14 protein-coding genes and 1 tRNA gene are annotated in these 18724 nt (G+C 70.2%); 6 read left to right on the forward strand and 9 right to left on the reverse strand.

Features of this window, described 5'->3' with window-relative positions:
* Positions 1-54 precede the first annotated feature (54 nt).
* Entirely contained in the window at positions 55-1491 is a 1437-nt protein-coding gene (gene pyk, locus AB0L75_RS12005) for a pyruvate kinase (protein ID WP_365179090.1), read from the forward strand.
* 76 nt (positions 1492-1567) lie between these two features.
* Here the strand turns inward: pyk and AB0L75_RS12010 are convergent.
* A tRNA-Leu gene (locus tag AB0L75_RS12010) sits at positions 1568-1642 on the reverse strand.
* 100 nt (positions 1643-1742) lie between these two features.
* Between AB0L75_RS12010 and AB0L75_RS12015 the strand changes: the two genes are divergently transcribed.
* The gene (locus tag AB0L75_RS12015; RefSeq protein ID WP_365179093.1) at positions 1743-2399 is read left to right on the forward strand and encodes a response regulator; all 657 of its coding nucleotides are present in this window, start codon (positions 1743-1745) and stop codon (positions 2397-2399) included.
* Positions 2400-2462: 63 nt separating this feature from the next.
* Here the strand turns inward: AB0L75_RS12015 and AB0L75_RS12020 are convergent, their stop codons facing one another.
* The 7 genes from AB0L75_RS12020 to AB0L75_RS12050 form a co-directional block, all read right to left on the reverse strand.
* A complete protein-coding gene (locus AB0L75_RS12020) occupies positions 2463-3179 on the reverse strand; it encodes an ABC transporter ATP-binding protein (protein WP_365179096.1) in 717 nt (238 codons plus the stop codon).
* Positions 3176-4192: an ABC transporter ATP-binding protein gene (locus AB0L75_RS12025; RefSeq protein WP_365179099.1), complete on the reverse strand. Its 1017-nt coding sequence runs from the start codon at positions 4190-4192 to the stop codon at positions 3176-3178. Before AB0L75_RS12025 ends, AB0L75_RS12020 begins: the two co-directional genes overlap by 4 nt.
* Positions 4193-4198: 6 nt before the next feature.
* The gene (locus AB0L75_RS12030; protein WP_365179102.1) at positions 4199-6025 is read right to left on the reverse strand and encodes a branched-chain amino acid ABC transporter permease; all 1827 of its coding nucleotides are present in this window, start codon (positions 6023-6025) and stop codon (positions 4199-4201) included.
* A 5-nt stretch (positions 6026-6030) separates the two neighbouring features.
* Positions 6031-6963 carry a branched-chain amino acid ABC transporter permease gene (locus AB0L75_RS12035; protein WP_365179105.1) on the reverse strand — a complete coding sequence of 311 codons (933 nt, stop codon included), beginning with the start codon at positions 6961-6963 and terminating at the stop codon, positions 6031-6033.
* Positions 6964-7087: 124 nt separating this feature from the next.
* Positions 7088-8314 (reverse strand): branched-chain amino acid ABC transporter substrate-binding protein, encoded by a 1227-nt coding sequence (locus AB0L75_RS12040; protein ID WP_365179107.1) that lies wholly within the window; start codon positions 8312-8314, stop codon positions 7088-7090.
* A 791-nt stretch (positions 8315-9105) separates the two neighbouring features.
* The gene (locus AB0L75_RS12045; protein ID WP_365179110.1) at positions 9106-9600 is read right to left on the reverse strand and encodes a hotdog fold thioesterase; all 495 of its coding nucleotides are present in this window, start codon (positions 9598-9600) and stop codon (positions 9106-9108) included.
* 61 nt (positions 9601-9661) lie between these two features.
* A complete protein-coding gene (locus AB0L75_RS12050; RefSeq protein ID WP_365179113.1) occupies positions 9662-11965 on the reverse strand; it encodes an FdhF/YdeP family oxidoreductase in 2304 nt (767 codons plus the stop codon).
* A 171-nt stretch (positions 11966-12136) separates the two neighbouring features.
* Between AB0L75_RS12050 and polA the strand changes: the two genes are divergently transcribed.
* Together polA and AB0L75_RS12060 are read left to right on the forward strand one after the other, a co-directional pair.
* Positions 12137-14863 (forward strand): DNA polymerase I, encoded by a 2727-nt coding sequence (gene polA, locus AB0L75_RS12055; protein WP_365179116.1) that lies wholly within the window; start codon positions 12137-12139, stop codon positions 14861-14863.
* Between the two features lie 233 nt (positions 14864-15096).
* Complete coding sequence (locus AB0L75_RS12060) at positions 15097-15525, forward strand: hypothetical protein (RefSeq protein WP_365179119.1); 429 nt, start codon at positions 15097-15099, stop codon at positions 15523-15525.
* Here the strand turns inward: AB0L75_RS12060 and AB0L75_RS12065 are convergent.
* On the reverse strand, positions 15425-16354 hold the full coding sequence (locus AB0L75_RS12065) for a DUF4184 family protein (protein ID WP_365179122.1): 930 nt from the start codon (positions 16352-16354) through the stop codon (positions 15425-15427). The two genes, AB0L75_RS12060 and AB0L75_RS12065, sit on opposite strands and share 101 nt — an antisense overlap.
* A 329-nt stretch (positions 16355-16683) precedes the next feature.
* Between AB0L75_RS12065 and AB0L75_RS12070 the strand changes: the two genes are divergently transcribed.
* A complete protein-coding gene (locus AB0L75_RS12070) occupies positions 16684-18423 on the forward strand; it encodes a lytic transglycosylase domain-containing protein (RefSeq protein ID WP_365179124.1) in 1740 nt (579 codons plus the stop codon).
* 161 nt (positions 18424-18584) lie between these two features.
* Positions 18585-18719 (forward strand): SPW_0924 family protein, encoded by a 135-nt coding sequence (locus AB0L75_RS12075; protein ID WP_365179126.1) that lies wholly within the window; start codon positions 18585-18587, stop codon positions 18717-18719.
* Positions 18720-18724: the final 5 nt, after the last annotated feature.

Consider the following 18724-nt stretch of genomic DNA (forward strand, 5'->3'; position numbering starts at 1 on the left):
GAGTGGTCATGTGGGGCCGATTCTCTACCCGCGGGTAAGGCCTAGGCTCGACATATGCGCCGAGCAAAGATCGTCTGTACTCTGGGGCCCGCCACCGACTCGTACGACCAGATCAAGGCACTGGTCGACGCCGGAATGGATGTCGCCCGATTCAACCTCAGCCACGGCACCCACGCCGAACACGAGGAGCGTTACCGGCGGGTTCGGAAGGCGGCCGACGAAAGCGGCCGCAGCGTCGGAATTCTCGCCGACCTTCAAGGTCCGAAGATCCGGCTCGCCCGTTTCGGCGAAGGACCGGTACTCCTTGAACGCGGTGACACCTTCACGATCACCGTGGAGGAGGGCGTCGAGGGCGACCGCCACCAGTGCGGCACCACCTACGCCGGCCTCGCGGCCGACGTCTCTCCCGGTGAGCGTGTCCTCGTGGACGACGGCAAGGTCTGCCTGGAGGTCACCGCCGTCGACGGCCCCCGGGTCCGCACCCGGGTGGTCGAGGGCGGCATGGTCTCCGACCACAAGGGCCTGAACCTCCCCGGCGTCGCCGTCTCCGTCCCCGCCCTCTCCGAGAAGGACGAGAACGACCTGCGCTGGGCGCTGCGCACCGGCTGCGACGTGATCGCCCTCTCCTTCGTCCGCAGCGGCGACGACGCCGCGGACGTGCACCGGATCATGGCCGAGGAGGGCCGCCGCCTCCCGGTGATCGCCAAGGTCGAGAAGCCGCAGGCCGTGGAGAACCTCGACGGCATCGTGGCCGCCTTCGACGGACTCATGGTCGCGCGCGGTGACCTGGGCGTCGAGATGCCGCTGGAGCAGGTGCCGATGGTGCAGAAGCGCGCGATCAAGCTCGCCAAGCGCAACGCCAAGCCGGTCATCGTCGCCACCCAGATGCTCGACTCGATGATCGACAACTCCCGGCCGACCCGCGCCGAGGCCTCCGACGTGGCCAACGCGGTCCTCGACGGCACGGACGCGGTGATGCTCTCCGGCGAGACCAGTGTCGGCAAGTACCCGGTCGAGACCGTGCGCACCATGGCGAAGATCGTCGCGGCGGCCGAGGAGGACATGCTGGCCAAGGGCCTGCCGCCGCTGACCGAGCGGAACAAGCCGCGCACCCAGGGCGGCGCGGTCGCCCGGGCCGCCGCCGAGATGGGCGACTTCCTCGGCGCGAAGTTCCTGGTGGCCTTCACCCAGTCCGGAGACACCGCCCGCCGGCTGTCCCGCTATCGCTCGCCGATCCCGCTGCTCGCCTTCACCCCGGAGCCGGCCACCCGCTCCCAGCTCAGCCTCACCTGGGGTGCCGAGACCTTCCTCGGTCCGCACGTCGACTCCACCGACGCGATGGTCGACCAGGTGGACGAGCTGCTGCTGAAGTACGGCCGCTGCGAGAAGGGCGACATCGTGGTGATCACCGCGGGTTCCCCGCCCGGGGTCTCCGGCTCGACCAACCTGGTCCGGGTCCACCACATCGGCGAGGACGACAGCCCGAAGTAACGGTCCCTACCACGACGAAGGGCCCCTCACGAAGAGGGGCCCGCCAGAAGTGGTGACCTTGGAATCCAAGGAAAAGTGCCCCGGGTCGGACTCGAACCGACACTGTACGGGTTTTGAATCCGTTGCCTGCTGCCAATTGGGCTACCGGGGCTCGCAGAATCAAAGGTTTCCCCCGACCCTCCGCGCGTCCACCATACCGTAGCTAGGTAGGCTCTTGTCAGCAGTACCCCTGCCTGGAACGAGGAGCCCCCGTGACCGCCGAGTCGCCCCAGCCCGTAGACGCGCCCGACGACGACAAGTCGCACGTGCCTCCGCTGACGACCCGAGTCGTCATCGCCGAGGACGAGGCCCTGATCCGGCTCGACCTCAAAGAAATGCTGGAGGAGGAGGGGTACACCGTCGTCGGCGAGGCCGGGGACGGTGAACAGGCCGTCGAGCTGGCCCGCGAGCACAAGCCGGACCTGGTCATCCTGGATGTGAAGATGCCCAAGCTGGACGGCATCTCCGCGGCCGAGAAGATCGCCGAGGAGTCCATCGCGCCTGTCCTGATGCTCACCGCCTTCTCGCAGCGCGACCTCGTCGAGCGGGCCCGGGACGCCGGCGCCATGGCGTACCTGGTCAAGCCGTTCAGCAAGAGCGATGTCGTCCCCGCCATCGAGATGGCCGTCTCCCGCTTCACCGAGCTGAAGCAGCTGGAGCAGGAGGTCGCCGACCTCACCCAGCGCCTGGAGACGCGCAAGCTGGTCGACCGCGCGAAGTCCATCCTGCAGACCGAGTACGGCCTGACCGAGCCGGCCGCCTTCCGCTGGATCCAGAAGACCTCGATGGACCGCCGCATGTCGATGCAGCAGGTCGCCGAGGCGGTCATCGCGGACAACGAGGAGAAGAAGGCCGCCAAGAAGGGCTGACCGCCCCGTTCGCATGACGCTGCCCGCGCCCCGGAGAAGAGGGCGCGGGCAGTGTCGTACCGGTCAGTCCTCGCCGAGGTATGCCTTGCGTACGGACTCGTCGTGCAGCAGGTCCTGTCCCGTGCCGGACAGAACGATCGTGCCGACCTCCATGACATGGCCGTGGTCGGCGAGCGAGAGCGCCGCCTGGGCGTTCTGCTCGACCAGCAGAATCGTCGTACCCTGCGACTTCAGCTCGGCGATCGTCGCCATGATCTTCTGCATCATGATCGGGGACAGCCCCATCGACGGCTCGTCCAGCATCAGCAGCTTGGGCTGGGACATCAGTGCCCTGCCCATCGCCAGCATCTGCTGCTCACCGCCGGAGAGGGTGCCCGCGGCCTGCTTCCTGCGCTCCCCGAGGATCGGGAAGAGGTCGTAGGCCCGCTGGATGTCCTTCTCGATGCCCGGCTTGTCACTCCGCAGGAACGCGCCGAGGCGCAGATTGTCCTCGATCGTCATGCGCGGGAAGATGTGCCGGCCCTCGGGGGAGTGGGCCAGGCCGAGCTGGACGATCTGGTGGGCGGGGACCTTCTTCAGTGACCTGCCGTTGAACCTGATCTGGCCGCCGACGGGCTTGAGCAGGCCCGACAGCGTGCGCAGGGTCGTGGTCTTGCCGGCGCCGTTGGTGCCGATGAGGGTGACGACCTCGCCCGCCTCGACCTTGAAGGAGATGCCCTTGACGGCCTCGATCTTGCCGTAGGCGACCCGGAGGTCCTCGACTTCGAGCAGTGCGGTCATCGGTCGCTCTCCTTGCCGGGCGCGGCGTCCGTGGTGGGTTCGGCCTGGTCCTCGGCGACCTCGGCCCCATCCTCGGCCCGGCCCTCAGCGGCCTCGGCCTGGGCTTCGGCGGCCTCGACTTGGTCTTCCTCGTCCTCGGCCCCGGCAGCCTCGGACTGGGCCTCGGCGGCCTCGGCCTGTGCCTCGGCGGCCTCGACCTCGGCGATCTCCTCGGCGCCGGGGGCGTCCTCGAAGGGCTCACCGAGATAGGCGGCGATGACCCGCTCGTCGCTCTGGACGGTGGCGCTGTCGCCCTCGACCAGCTTCTCGCCCTGCACGAGCACGGCCACGCGGTCGCACAGGTTGAAGATGAACCGCATGTCGTGCTCGATGACGAGGACGGCGATTCCCTTCTCCCGGATGGCGAAGACCAGTTCCTCGGTGGCGCGGGTCTCCTGGGGGTTCATGCCGGCGGTCGGCTCGTCCAGGAGCAGCAGGCCCGGTTCGCTGGCCAGGGCGCGCGCGATCTCCAGCTTGCGCTGTTCGCCGTAGGGCAGGTTGCGGGCGAGGTGCTCGGCCTTGTGCGCGAGGCCCACGAACTCCAGGAGTTCCATGGCGCGTTCGCGGGAGGCCCCCTCGGCCCGGTGGAAGCCGGGCCCGCGCAGGATGGCGGACCAGAAGCCCTCCTTCGTCCGGGTGTGCCGGCCGACGAGGACGTTCTCCAGGACCGACATGTTGGCGAACAGCCGGATGTTCTGGAACGTGCGGGCGATACCGGCCGCCGTGACCTTGAAGGACTTCGGCGGCAGCACCTGGCCCTTGAACCGGACCTCGCCCTCGGTGGGGACGTACAGCCCGGTCAGGCAGTTGAAGAAGGTGGTCTTGCCGGCGCCGTTGGGCCCGATGAGGCCGACGATCTCGCCGCTGCCCACGGTGAGGTCGACATTGCGTACCGCGGTGAGGCCGCCGAAGCGCATGGTGACGCCCCGGGCATCGAGGACGGTCTCGCCGCTGGTGATGGTCTGCGTGGTCATCTCAGGTCAGGCCCCTGTCTTGCCGAGCACTGCGGGCGCCTCGGCCTCTTCGTGGAACTCGAGCTGGCGGCGCCGGTTGGGGACGAGGCCCTCCGGCCTGAAGCGCATCAGCAGGATGAGCGCGACGCCGAAGGCGAACAGCTGGTAGTTGCCGAGGAACTGGAGCTTGTTCGGGATGAGGAAGAGCAGTGAGGCGCCGATGAGCGGGCCGCCGATGGTGCCCATGCCGCCGAGGACGACCGCGGCCAGCAGGAACGCCGAGTTGGGCGGGACGGGACCGGCGAAGTAGTACTGCTCCGGCGTGACCGTGTAGGTGACATGGGCCTGTACGGTGCCGGCGAGCCCGGCGAGGCAGGCGCCGACGGCGAACGCGATCAGCTTGACCCGGAAGCCGTTGATGCCCATCGCGAGCGCGGCGGTCTCGTCCTCGCGGATCGCGACCCAGGCCCGCCCGATGCGGGAGTCGCCGCTGCGCCGGAAGACGAGGACGACGACCGCGGTGATGACCAGCATCAGGAAGAAGTAGTTGGCGAACCGGCCGATGGTGAAGCCGGCGACATCGTGCTGGGCGCCGAGGTCGACGCCGAGGATCTTCAGGTTCGGGATCGAGGAGATGCCGTTGGAGCCGTTGGTGATGTCCGGGCCGGAGGTGCCGTCGAGGTTGTTGGCCGTGATCCGGAAGATCTCACCGAAGCCGAGCGTGACGATGGCGAGGTAGTCGCCGCGCAGGCGCAGCGTCGGCGCGCCGATGAGGACGCCGAAGACCAGCGAGGCGGCGGCGCCGACCAGTGCGGCGGCCCAGAACGGGAAGTGCACGTGGAACGGCGAGCTGGGCGAGCCGGAGACCAGGGCCGCCGCATAGGCGCCGACGCCGAGGAAGGCGACATAGCCGAGGTCCAGCAGACCGGCGAGGCCGACGACGATGTTCAGGCCGAGGGCGACGGTGGCGAAGATGAGGATGTAGACGCCGAGGGTCGCGTACTGGTCGTTGGTCTGGGTGAACGGGAACAGCGCCGCCGTGACGAACGCGCCGCAGATCGTGATGTTCTGGTGCCTGCCGGTGATCTGGGAGGCGTGGACGATGAGACCGGACTTGTTCAGCGCGGTGAAGGAGAACACGGCGGTGATCAGGAAGCCGACGAAGAGTTCGTCGTACTCGGTGCCGATGCCGTAGGTGAAGACGGTCAGGGCGAGCGCGAGGACCGCGACGATGATCAGGATCTCGGCGTAGGCGGGGAGCTTGCCCACCGGGCGCGGACGGTCGGTGACGAAGGCGGCCTTGACGGTCTCCCAGCCGTGCCCGGCCCGGTGCCGGAACTGCTCCCAGCCGCTGTCCTCGGGGTCGACGGGGTCGGGCTCGGGCCGCTGGAACGGCAGCGCGAGAGCGCCGACGAGCGAGGCCAGGCTGGTGACCGCGACGAAGTAGCCGCCGGGCTCCAGGTTGACGACACCGCCGAGTTCGACGCTGATCGCTATGACCGTGTACCAGGCGGTGGCGAACGTGGCGAGGGCCGCGAGCTTCAGCGCGGCGTCCGCACCGGCCGGGGCCAGCCACTTCAGGCCCTTGACGTCGTACGACGCGAGAGCGAGAAGCGTGGTCAGGGCGGCGCCGATCAGCACCAGGACCTGCAGGCCGCCCGGGTAGCCGTAGACGGTGAGGTCGCCGGGGAAGTCCTGCGTCCAGGTCCAGGACAGGAACGTGGAGACGATGGTGAGAACGGCGCCGCCGGTGGCCAGGGCCCGGCCGAGCCCCGGCGGGAGGCCGATGAGGCCGGTCGGGGCGCCGGCGGCGGGAGCGCTCGGGGTTTCGGATGCCGTGGTCTGTGTGGTCATCGGTGTCACGCCCTGTCCGCGACGCGCTCGCCGAGCAGACCCTGCGGCCTGAACAGCAGAACGAGGATGAGGAGTACGAAGGCCCAGACGTCGGCCCAGGACTGGCTGCCGAACTTCTCCATGCCCGGGAGGTCGGCGATGTAGGCGGTGGCCAGGGTCTCGGCGACGCCGAGGGCGAGACCGCCGATCATGGCGCCGTAGATGTTGCCGATGCCGCCGAGGACGGCCGCGGTGAAGGCCTTCAGACCGAGGATGAAGCCCATGCGGAAGTCGATCTGACCGTACTTCAGACCGTCGGCGACACCGCCGACCGCGGCGAACGCGGCGCCCAGGGCGAACGCGATCACGATGATGCGGTCGGTGTTGACGCCCATGAGCTTCGCGGTGTCCGGATCCTGCGCGGTGGCCTGCATACCGCGCCCGGTACGGGTCTTCATGACGAAGTAGGCGAGGAACGCCATGCTGAGGGGGGCCGCGACCACCAGGAAGATGTCACCGGTCTGGATGGTGACATTGCCGATGTGGAAGGGGCCGCCGTCGATCTGCGGGAAGGTACGGGCCGACTTGGCGTCGGGGTACCAGGCCCACACCGCCTGCTGGAGGGCGAGCGAGAGGCCGATGGCCGTGATGAGCGGGGCCAGCCGCGGCGCGCCCCGCAGGGGCCGGTAGGCGAACCGTTCCGCTCCCACCGCGACGAGGACCGCGACGATGATGCCGCCGATGAGCATCAGGGGCAGGGCGACCCACATGGAGGTGCCGTCGGGCAGGACGTACGCATAGACCGTGAGCGCGCCGAACGCGCCGGTCATGAAGATCTCGCCGTGGGCGAAGTTGATGAGCTGGACGATGCCGTAGACCATCGTGTAGCCAATGGCGACCAGCCCGTACATGGATCCCAGTAGCAGGCCGTTGACCAGCTGCTGCGGCAGTTCGTTCACCGCAAGTCCTCCGAGACTTTCGGATGTTCGACGGGGTGTGCCGGATGTCCGGATGCGAGAGCGCGCGGGGCGCCAGTGGAACAGCGCCCCGCGCGGCTCATGAGTGATACGGGTGCGGAGTGGATCAGCCGCCGTTGTAGGTACCGGACGTCACGGTCTTCCAGGCGCCACCGGTCACGGAGTACACCGTGAGCTGCTTGTTCGTGGTGTCACCGAATTCGTCGAAGGAGACCTTGCCGGTCACGCCGTCGAAGGAGACGTTCTGCATGGCCGCGGTGATCTTGGCACGGGCGTCCGAGGGGACCTTCCCGTTGGACACGGCCTGCTTGACCGCCTGGATGATCGCCCACGCGGAGTCGTAGGCGTAGCCGCCGTAGGCGCCGTACTCCTCGTTGTAGCCGCCCGCCTTGTAGTTGGCGAGGAAGTCCTTGGCGGAGGGCAGCTGGTCGAGCGGGGCGCCGACCGAGGTGGCGAGGTCGCCGTTGCTGGCGGCACCGCCCAGCTTGATGTACGTCGGGTCGTAGATCGCGTCGCCGCCGACGACCGGGATGTTGGCCCCCGCGGCCTTGATCTGCTTGCTGAGCGGGCCGGCCTGCGGGTACTCGCCGCCGTAGTAGACGACATCGGCGCCGGAGTTCTTCACCTTGGTGGCGACGGCCGAGTAGTCCTTGGTGTCGGGGTTGATGTGCTCGGTGCCCGCCACGCTGCCGCCGAGCTTCTTGAACTCGTCGGTGAAGGTGGCGGCGAGGCCGGCGCCGTAGGTCTTCTTGTCGTCGATGACGAAGACCTTCTTCTTCTTGGCCTTGCCGTACACGTACTGCGCGGCGAACGGGCCCTGGATGGCGTCCGTGGTCGCGGTGCGGAAGTACGACTTGTACGTACGGGCCTTCTTGGTCGCCCAGTTCGGACCCTGGGTCAGGGCCGGGTTGGTGTTGGCGGGGGAGACCTCGACCAGCTTGGCGTCGTCGAAGACCTTCTGCATGGACTCGGCCACGGAGGAGTTCAGCGGGCCGACCACACCGAGGACGTCGGACTCGCTGACGAGCTTGGAGGCGTTCTGCTGGCCGGAGGAGGGCTGGGCCTGGTCGTCGAGGGCCTCCATCTTGAAGGTCACACCGTCGACGAGCTTCTGCTTGTTCGCCTGCTTGACGGCGAGGTCGACCGAGTTCTTGATGCCGAGGCCGATCGCGGACAGGTCGCCCGTGAGGGGGGCGTCGACGCCGATGACGACGGTGGTGCCGCCCTTGGAGTCCGAGCCGTTGCCGCCGCTGTCGCGCGAGCCGCAGGCGGTGAGGGTGAGTGCTCCCGCGGCCAGCGCGGCGGTGATGGCGATGAGCGAACGTTGACGCACGATCAGTCCTTTCCCCAGTACGGCCGCATCCTCCTGGAGGCGGTCGAGCCGCGCGCGTTCCCGAACTTTCCAGCCGAAGAGGCAATCGGGGCGCCGTGACTGGCGGTGACTCTAAGCGTGTGTGGGGAACGTGGAGGAGAGTCTGACCAAGGCTGTGACTCTCTTGTTATGACACGACGTAATGCAGAGCGGTACACCCTGGGGGGAAGGGCGGAATTACGGCCGATTCGCCCCGTCCGGAATATGAGAACCCGCAGGACTCACCTTGATCAATTCAGGTGTCTCAAGCGTTTTGGTAATGACGTGCCGTCGTTGCCGCAGGGGACTTTCCGGGCCTGAGAGGCGTGCTGCGAGTGGCGCGAACCCGGTGTGCTTCCGGGAATCTCTATTGCGTGCGTATTACGCAGCGTTACATTCAGGGGAGGAACTCGGCCTTCCCCAGGCGTATTTCCGCGCCGCACCGCGGTGGGGTTTTCGTGATCTTGCGGTCCGAACCCGCCTTTGTCCGGAACGGCGTCCGCGGGTCCGTCACCAGCGAAAGCTCCGCGTATGGCTGGGTCGCTCGGGTCGCGGTGGCCGGTATCCCCCCTCCACGCTCAGTAGCGCCGCGCCGGGCTGGCGTGGCCGACCAACTCCTCGGCTTTCACGGCACTTTGACGCTGTTTCATGTGGCCCCTCGCCGTCCCAAGAGGTGAGACCGCCGGGGGCAGCGGGGAGGGACGGCAGAGGGGGCGACGGGGAGAGGCGCCGGGGAGGGGGGGCGGGGAACGGTGGCCCGGCGCGAGCGCGGGTCAGTCCGCGGCGGGCTGCGCCGCCGACGCCGCGTCGCCCGGGCGGGCGTCCCGCAGCAGGCAGGTCAGCCGGGCGCTGCATACCCGGCGACCCTCCTCGTCGCTGATGACGATCTCGTACGTCGCCGTCGAACGGCCCCGGTGCACCGGCGTGGCCACACCGGTCACCAGGCCCGAGCGGACCCCGCGGTGGTGCGTGCAGTTCAGGTCCACACCGACCGCGATCTTCGAGCTGCCGCCGTGCAGCATGGAACCGACCGAGCCCAGGGTCTCCGCCAGCACCGCGGAGGCGCCGCCGTGCAGCAGGCCGTACGGCTGGGTGTTGCCCTCCACCGGCATGGTCCCGACGACCTTCTCCGGCGAGGCCTCCAGGATCTGCACACCCATCCGCGTGCCGAGGTGTCCGGCCGAGAACAGGGCGGGCAGGTCGACACCGAGCGCCGCGTACTCGTCGATGACGTCCTTGGGGAATCTCACCTGCTGCTGCTCGCCCATGGGCCCGGCTCCGTTCGTCGTACAGCTGTCTCTTACGGCTGTCTCCTGGCTGAGCAAACGCTCAGTCGGTCGCCGATTGTTCCAGACGGCCTTCGGCGTGACCTTCGAGGCGTACGACGACGGACTTGCTGGCCGGGGTGTTGCTGGTGTCGGCGGTCGCGTCGAGCGGGACCAGGACGTTCGTCTCGGGGTAGTACGCCGCAGCGCACCCCCGGGTCGTCGGATAGTGCACGACCCGGAAACCGGGCGCCCGCCGCTCCACCCCGTCCTTCCACTCGCTCACCAGGTCCACGTACGACCCCTCGGCGAACCCGAGCGTCCGCGCGTCCTCGGGGTGCACCAGCACCACCCGGCGGCCGCCCGTGATACCCCGGTAGCGGTCGTCCAGGCCGTAGATCGTGGTGTTGTACTGGTCGTGCGAGCGCAGGGTCTGCAACAGCAGCCGGCCCTCGGGCAGTTCGGGATACTCCACGGGCGCCGCCGTGAAGTTCGCCTTGCCCGTGGCGGTCGGGAAGCGGCGCTCGTCGCGCGGGGCGTGCGGCAGGGTGAAGCCGCCCGGCCGGGCCACGCGCGCGTTGAAGTCCTGGAAACCGGGGACCACGCGCGCGATGCGGTCCCGGATCGTCGCGTAGTCCTTCTCGAACTCCTCCCACGGCACCACGCTGTTCTCGCCCAGCACCCGGCGCGCCATCCGGCACACGATCGCCGGCTCGGACAGCAGCCGGCCGCTCGCGGGTGCGAGCCGCCCGCGCGAGGCGTGCACCATGCCCATGGAGTCCTCGACGGTGACGAACTGCTCACCGCTGCCCTGCAGATCGCGCTCGGTCCGCCCGAGCGTCGGCAGGATCAGGGCACGCGCGCCCGTGACCACGTGCGAGCGGTTGAGCTTGGTCGACACATGCACGGTCAGCCGCGCGCGCCGCATCGCGGCCTCGGTCACCTCGGTGTCGGGGGAGGCGGAGACGAAGTTGCCGCCCATCGCGAAGAACACCTTCGCCTCGCCGTCGCGCAGCGCGCGGATGGCCCGTACGACGTCGAAGCCGTGTTCGCGCGGCGGCGCGAACCCGAACTCCTTCTCCAGCGCGTCCAGGAAGGCCGGCGCGGGCCGCTCGAAGATGCCCATCGTGCGGTCGCCCTGCACGTTCGAATGGCCGCGCACCGGGCACACGCCCGCGCCCGGCCGGCCGATGTTGCCGCGCAGCAGCAGGAAGTTGACCACCTCGCGGATGGTCGGCACGGCGTGCTTGTGCTGGGTCAGGCCCATCGCCCAGCAGACGATGGTCCGCTTCGAGGCGAGCACCATGGCGAGCGCCTGCTCGATCTCCGCGCGCGGGAGGCCGGTCGCGGCCAGTGTCTCGTCCCAGTCGGCGGTACGCGCGGCCGCGGCGAACTCCTCGAAACCGTGGGTGTGTTCGCGCACGAACTCCTCGTCGACCGCGCCCTCGGTCTCCAGGACGAGCTTGTTCAGCAGCCGGAAGAGGGCCTGGTCGCCGCCGATGCGGATCTGCAGGAACAGATCGGTGAGGGCGGCGCCCTTCAGCAGGCCCTGCGGCGTCTGCGGGTTCTTGAACCGCTCCAGGCCGGCCTCGGGCAGCGGGTTGACGCTGATGACCTTCGCGCCGTTCGCCTTGGCCTTCTCCAGCGCGGAGAGCATCCGCGGGTGGTTCGTGCCCGGGTTCTGGCCGGCGACGATGATCAGGTCGGCCTGGTAGAGGTCCTCCAGCCGGACGCTGCCCTTGCCGATGCCGATGGTCTGGCTGAGCGCCGAACCGGACGACTCGTGGCACATGTTGGAGCAGTCCGGCAGGTTGTTCGTGCCCAGCTCGCGCGCGAACAGCTGGTACAGGAACGCGGCCTCGTTGCTCGTACGGCCCGAGGTGTAGAAGACGGCCTCGTCGGGCGAGGAGAGGGCGGCGATCTCCTCGGCGATGATGTCGAAGGCGCGCTCCCAGCTGACCGGCTCGTAGTGCGAGCCGCCCTCGGGGAGATACATGGGGTGCGTGAGCCGTCCCTGCTGGCCCAGCCAGTAGCCGCTGCGGCCGGCCAGGTCCGCCACGGAGCGCGCGGCGAAGAACTCCGGGGTGACGCGGCGCAGGGTGGCCTCCTCGGCCACCGCCTTCGCGCCGTTCTCGCAGAACTCCGCCTTGTGCCGGTGGTCCGGCTCCGGCCAGGCGCAGCCCGGGCAGTCGAACCCGTCCTTCTGGTTCACCCGCAGCAACGTCAGCGCCGTGCGCCGCACACCCATCTGCTGCTGGGCGATGCGCAGCGTGTGCCCGATGGCGGGCAGTCCCGCGGCCGCGTGCTTCGGCTCCGCGACCTGCGGCGCGTCCTGAACCGGATCACCCTTGGGCGGCTTCGTCGCCATCGCACGCTCCCCTTCGACTGCGCGTGACAAGTACGGAGCCGATCCTCCCACGGCCGACTGACAACGCCGCCGCCCCCTTCCTCTCCGGCCGCCCTCTCACACCGGGTGACCGGGACGCGACCCTCGGCGGCCCGCACCGGAGTGTCAGTGCGGCGTGGCAGGATCGGGGACGTGGCAGAGACAGCATCGAAGAAGACCGACAAGACCCCCGGCGGCACCCGTCCCCGGCTGATGCTCATGGACGGGCACTCGCTGGCCTACCGCGCGTTCTTCGCGCTGCCCGCGGAGAATTTCACGACCGCGACCGGCCAGCCGACGAACGCGATCTACGGCTTCGCGTCGATGCTCGCCAACACCCTGCGTGACGAGGCGCCCACGCACTTCGCCGTGGCCTTCGACGTCTCGCGCAAGACCTGGCGCTCGGAGCGGTTCGTCGAGTACAAGGCGAACCGCTCCAAGACCCCGGACGAGTTCAAGGGCCAGGTCGAGCTGATCGGCGAGCTGCTCGACGCGATGCACGCCCCGCGCTTCGCCGTCGAGGGCTTCGAGGCGGACGACGTCATCGCCACCCTCGCCACCCAGGCCGAGGCCGCGGGCTTCGAGGTGCTGATCGTCACCGGCGACCGCGACTCCTTCCAGCTCGTCACCGAGAACGTGACCGTGCTCTACCCGACGAAGGGCGTCTCGGAGCTGACCCGGTTCACCCCGGAGAAGGTTTTCGAGAAGTACGGCTTGACACCCGCCCAATACCCCGACTTCGCGGCCCTGCGCGGCGACCCGTCCGACAACCTCCCCGGCATCCCCGGCGTCGGCGAGAAGACCGCCGCGAAGTGGATCAACCAGTTCGGCTCCTTCGCGGAGCTGGTCGAGCGCGTCGAGGAGGTCAAGGGCAAGGCTGGGCAGAACCTCCGCGACCACCTGGAGTCGGTCAAGCTCAACCGCGTCCTCACCGAGCTGGAGCGCCAGGTCGAGCTGCCGAAGGCGGTCCCCGACCTGGAGCGGGCCCCGTACGACCGCAAGACCGTCACGATGGTCCTGGACACCCTGGAGATCCGCAACCCGTCCCTGCGCGAGCGTCTCTTCGCCGTCGACCCCGGCTCCGAGGAGGCCGAGGCCGCCCCCGTGGTGACCGACGGCGTGGAGATCGACGGCAAGGTCCTGGGCACCGGCGAGCTGGCCCCCTGGCTCGTCGAGCACGGTGCCGAGACCCTGGGCGTCGCCACCGTCGACACCTGGGCGCTGGGCACCGGCTCGGTCGCCGAGGTCGCCCTGGCCGCGGCCGGGGGAGCGGCCGCCTGGTTCGACCCGGCCGAGCTGGACGAGGCCGACGAGAACGCCTTCGCGGCCTGGCTGGCCGACACCGGCCGCCCCAAGGTGTTCCACAACGCCAAGGGGGCCATGCGGGTCTTCGCCGAGCACGGCTGGTCCGTCGAGGGCGTGACCATGGACACCGCGCTCGCCGCGTACCTGGTCAAGCCGGGCCGGCGCTCCTTCGACCTGGACGCGCTGTCCCTGGAGTACCTGCACCGCGAGCTGGCGCCCGCCGCCGCGGCCGACGGCCAGCTCGCCTTCGGCACCGACGACGGCGCCGAGGCCGAGTCCCTGATGGTGCAGGCCCGCGCGGTCCTCGACCTCGGCGAGGCCTTCGGGACCCGCCTGGAGCAGGTCGGCGCGGCGGACCTCCTGCGCGACATGGAGCTGCCCACGTCCGCCCTGCTCGCCCGCATGGAGCGGCATGGCATCGCGGCCGACCGCGCACACCTGGAGGCGATGGAGCAGACGTTCGCGGGAGCGGTGCAGCAGGCCGTGAAGGAGGCCCACGCGGCCGCCGGTCACGAGTTCAACCTGGGCTCGCCCAAGCAGCTCCAGGAGGTCCTCTTCGGCGAGCTGGGCCTGCCCAGGACGAAGAAGACCAAGACCGGCTACACCACGGACGCCGACGCCCTGGCCTGGCTCGCCGGCCAGACCGACAACGAACTGCCGGTGATCATGCTCCGCCACCGCGAGCAGGCCAAGCTCCGCGTCACGGTGGAGGGCCTGATCAAGACGGTCGCGGGCGACGGCCGTATCCACACCACGTTCAACCAGACGGTGGCCGCCACCGGCCGCCTGTCCTCCACGGACCCGAACCTGCAGAACATCCCGGTCCGCACGGACGAGGGCCGGGCGATCCGCCGCGGCTTCGTGGTCGGCGAGGGCTTCGAGTCCCTGATGACCGCCGACTACAGCCAGATCGAGCTGCGTGTGATGGCCCACCTCTCCGAGGACGAGGGCCTGATCCAGGCGTTCACCTCCGGCGAGGACCTGCACACCACGGCCGCGTCCCAGGTGTTCGGCGTCGAGCCCGCCGCGGTGGACGCGGAGATGCGCCGCAAGATCAAGGCGATGTCGTACGGCCTGGCCTACGGCCTCTCCGCCTTCGGTCTCTCCCAGCAGCTGAACATCGAGGCGGCCGAGGCACGCGCCCTCATGGACGCGTACTTCGAGCGCTTCGGCGGCGTCCGGGACTATCTGCGCCGCGCGGTCGACGAAGCACGGGCGACGGGCTACACCGCGACCCTCTTCGGCCGCCGCCGCTACCTCCCCGACCTGAACAGCGACAACCGCCAGCGTCGTGAGGCGGCCGAGCGGATGGCTCTCAACGCGCCCATCCAGGGCACGGCGGCCGATATCGTCAAGATCGCCATGCTCAAGGTCGACGGCGCGCTGCGGGCGGCGGACCTGAAGTCCCGCATGCTCCTCCAGGTACACGACGAAATCGTCCTGGAGATCGCCCCCGGCGAACGGGCGGCCGCGGAAGACATCGTCCGCCACGAAATGGCGGGCGCCGTCCAGCTCCGCGCCCCCCTGGACGTCTCGGTCGGCGTGGGCCCGGACTGGGAGTCGGCTGCGCACTAGCCTGCGGCGCTCGGGTGGAGGGGGTGTTGCTACCAGCCCCGGCTGCAACGCCCCCTCCGCCGGCACCGGCACCCACCGGGCCGACCCGCACCCCGAAATCCCCTCCGCCCCCACCCCACCAGCACAAGAACCCGGCGCCTGCGCAGGACCTTCGGCCGACCCCCCGGAGGGACGTCACTCACGTGGCCCCCGCCAAAACGCCCCCCACCCCCCACAGCCGCAAAACTGCGGGCATGGGTATACGCACGCTTCACCGCCGGACGCCCGAGGCAGACCTCCGGGCCCGGGCGGCCACCGCCTCGGCGCAGGCCATGCCCGCCTCGCCGGTCCCGGCCCTCGTGGCCGACGCAAGCACCGCCCGCATCCCCGCCGACCTGGCCGTGACCGTCCGCACGGCCGCCACGGCCCTCCGGCACGGACTCGCCGGCCTGACCGCCCGCGTGGACCACGCCCCGGACTGGCGCCAGTGGGTCGACCTGGCCCGCGGCTACCTCGCCCTCGCGCTCACCGCGATCCCGCGATCGCGCCCCCGGCCGACCCTCACGGTCTTCGTCGTGTCTCTCACCGAGCGACCGGCCGCTCCGGGTCCGCACCGACCACCCCATGAGGATCACCGCAACCCCCTGGGCCGTCCGGAACCCGGCCAGGACGCCACACCCTGACGCAGGCGGCGTAGAGCAGCAGCCCCAGGACCAGCCCGGCGCCCGCCCCGAAGCACAGGGTCGGCACGAGATCCCACAGCCGCCCCGGTGCGTCCACGGAAGCCCACCCGTCGCCCGCCGCCGCCCTCGCAGGAGCCGCTTCGCGGCGCAGTTCCATGAGGCGCGCCGCCCGCTGCCCCGCCCCCGCCGCCGCGCAGCCGCCGATCACCGCCCCGGCCAGCCACCGGTCCCGTACGGACAGCACCGGCACCCCCACCGGCTCCCCGCCCGGCGCACGCCGCACCGCGCGCGCGGCGAACACCACGATCAGGACCGCGCCCACCACGGACGAGCCGTACTGCAGCCACGAGAACAGCGGCAGACCGGCCAGGCGGTCCCGCTCGATGGCCGGAATCAGTCGTGTCCCCCACCGTCCGTCATGCGTGAACGCGTCCCACCCCACATGGGTCAGCGCCCCCAGCGCTGCGGAGACGTGCCACCACACCACCGAGACGGCCCCCGCACGCGCGTGTGGCGCACCGCAGCGCAGGAGCGCGGCCGGCCGGCCCTGCCGGACCCGGGGCAGCAGCGCGAGCAGCGGTTCGCGGACCAGCAGCCACAGCCCCACCAGCGCCCAGGAGATGAGCACGTCGACCGTGAAGACCCCGGCGAACGAGTGCGTGACAGAGCCGAATTCCATCCCTTCCGGCAGGACACTCGCCGCATAGAAGGTCATATCGGGCGCGAAGGACCCCGCGATGAGCGCCGCTGGCCGCAGCGGGCCGCGGCCGGTCCCGTCCCGGCGGACCGCGGGCAGGACGGCTGCCGCATGGCTGAGCGTGAACGGCAACAGAGCCCCCTGGAACGGCCGTCGGCCCCGGTGTCGAGCCGGTGATCGAGTTCTGCCCAGTATGCGTGAACCCCGCCCGGGACCGTACGCGCCAACGAGAGTCGGCCAACCGGTGAATAACGGGCGTGAACGGGTCCCGATGCACAGCAAGTTGCCGTAGGGTCGCCTGCGGCGCCGCGCCCGACGCATGGTCGTGCACACGGTCGTACGTACATCGCACGGACGTAAGGACGCCACAGGCGCAACCAGATCACTGGGTCAACCGTCACACCAGAGCGAGGCAGACGGACGGAGAAGGACGCGGGGCGTCCACGGGAGGGGTTCACTCGATGGCGGCGCATTTCGGAAGGCGGCTGCGCAAGGGGGCGGCGACCACCGCCGTGGCCGCGGTAGCGGTCGCGGCCCTGTCCGCGTCCCAGGCTCCGGGAGCGCCCGGCGAGGACCACGGCAGACAGACGACGGCCGGCGCCTTTGCCCCCGCACCCGACGCGACCTCCGACGGCAACGCCACCGGCAACTCGCCGTACTACACGGACCTGCCGCCCCTCAACAGCCCCAACCCCAGCCCCTCGCCGACCACCGGCACGCCCGTCGCCCAGGGTGACGGCGAGGCCGGCATACCGGCCACGGTCCTCGACGCCTACAAGAAGGCCGAGGCCGAACTGCGCTCCAGCAAGCCCGGCTGCAACCTGCCCTGGCAGCTGCTCGCCGCCATCGGCAAGGTCGAGTCGGGCCAGGCCCGCGGCGGCGAGGTCGACGCGAACGGCACCACGCTGACCCCGATCCTGGGCCCGGCGCTCGACGGCAACGGCTTCGCGCTCATCAAGGACACCGACCACGGCGAGTACGACGGCAACACCGAGTACGACCAGGCCGTCGGCCCCATGCAGTTCATCCCGTCGACCTGGGCCTGGGCCGGCCGCGACGGCAACGGCGACGGCAAGAAGGACCCCAACAACGTCTACGACGCCGCCCTCGCCGCGGGCCACTACCTGTGCCGCGACGGCTGGGACCTCGCCGACGCGAAGGACCTGCACACGGCGATCCTCAGCTACAACGACTCGCAGGACTATCTGAACACCGTCCTGTCGTGGCTGGAGTACTACCGCAAGGGCACCCACTCCGTGCCCGACGGCACCGGCGGCCTGCCCACCCACCGCAGCGACGGCAGCACCCCGCGCACCCCGTCCCCGAAGCCGTCGGACCCGCCGAAGGCCAAGCCCGGAAAGAAGTCGTCCCCGAAGCCGGACCCGAAGCCCGGCAAGCCCGGCGGGGGGCACGAGAGCCCCAGCCCCAAGCCGCCGAAGCCGCCCGTCCCGCCGACGCCGCCGCAGACCCCCACCGACACGGTGGACCACCTGGAGGACGCGGGCACCGCCGAGCTGACCACCATGGCCGGCCACGCCTTCACCGAGCGGATCGGCACCCGCGCCGAGACCAAGGCCGACAAGTCCGTGGCCAAGGTGAGGATCAGGTTCACGATCAGCGGGGACACCGACGCCACCTTCACCGGCGGCGAGACCGTGGCCACGGTCGCCACCGACGCCAAGGGGGTCGCCCTCGCACCGGCGCTCCAGGCGGGCGAGAAGACCGGCGACTTCAAGGTCACCGCCACCGTCGTGGGCCGCAAGGTCAAGGGCGTCGACTACACCGCCGGCGTCACCGCGCGCGCCGCCGACACCCTGACCCGCACCAGTGACACCCCGCTGACCTGCACCCCGGGCGGCGAGTTCGCCGATCAGGTCCAGGTGAAGGCGACGTACAAGGGCGCCGTCGCGGACAAGGTCGCGGCCACCGCCACCCTGATCAAGTCCGAGACCGACGCCACCGAGAACGACAAGGGCCCCTACTTCAAGGACGCCGACGGCAAGCCCGTGCGCACCCTGACCGACCTGCAGACGGACGCCAAGGGCCAGTTGACGCTGCCGAAGCTGTACGCGGACGACACCACCGGCACCTTCCTGCTCCGCATCACCACGACCGGCGGCGCGACGCTCACCGTCGAGCTGAAGGTCGCCGCCGACGACACCTCGGCGAGCCCGTCCCCGACCCCGTCCGCCTCCTCCTGAGATCACGCGAGGGCGCCCTCTCCGCACCGGCGGGGAGGGCGCCCTCGTTCGTGCGTGCACCGCTGTTCTCATCTCACCCGCGCGTTGCTACGGTGCCGAACCTGACGACCCCTCAGGAGACGTCAGGGCAACGAACGCCAGGAACCCCGCCGGAGGCCCGTATGCGCGCCCTGATCGCCGCCGCGACCGGTCTCGCCCTCGCGCTCGTCCTGGTCCTGGCGATGACCGCCATGGGTACGCCGTCGGGCCGGACGTCCCCCGAGCCGCTGCTGACGACGGTGCCCTCGCACCCGTAGCCGCC

The sequence above is a fragment of the Streptomyces sp. NPDC052101 genome (assembly GCF_040680235.1).
GTDB lineage: Bacteria > Actinomycetota > Actinomycetes > Streptomycetales > Streptomycetaceae > Streptomyces.

Coding starts and splice junctions, on each gene's coding strand:
- AB0L75_RS12030 (WP_365179102.1), bottom strand. CDS start 6,025: ATGACCACACAGACCACGGCATCCGAAACCCCGAGCGCTCCCGCCGCC.
- AB0L75_RS12050 (WP_365179113.1), bottom strand. CDS start 11,965: ATGGCGACGAAGCCGCCCAAGGGTGATCCGGTTCAGGACGCGCCGCAG.
- AB0L75_RS12025 (WP_365179099.1), bottom strand. CDS start 4,192: ATGACCACGCAGACCATCACCAGCGGCGAGACCGTCCTCGATGCCCGG.
- pyk (WP_365179090.1), top strand. CDS start 55: ATGCGCCGAGCAAAGATCGTCTGTACTCTGGGGCCCGCCACCGACTCG.
- AB0L75_RS12045 (WP_365179110.1), bottom strand. CDS start 9,600: ATGGGCGAGCAGCAGCAGGTGAGATTCCCCAAGGACGTCATCGACGAG.
- AB0L75_RS12020 (WP_365179096.1), bottom strand. CDS start 3,179: ATGACCGCACTGCTCGAAGTCGAGGACCTCCGGGTCGCCTACGGCAAG.
- AB0L75_RS12060 (WP_365179119.1), top strand. CDS start 15,097: ATGGGTATACGCACGCTTCACCGCCGGACGCCCGAGGCAGACCTCCGG.
- AB0L75_RS12075 (WP_365179126.1), top strand. CDS start 18,585: ATGCGCGCCCTGATCGCCGCCGCGACCGGTCTCGCCCTCGCGCTCGTC.
- AB0L75_RS12070 (WP_365179124.1), top strand. CDS start 16,684: ATGGCGGCGCATTTCGGAAGGCGGCTGCGCAAGGGGGCGGCGACCACC.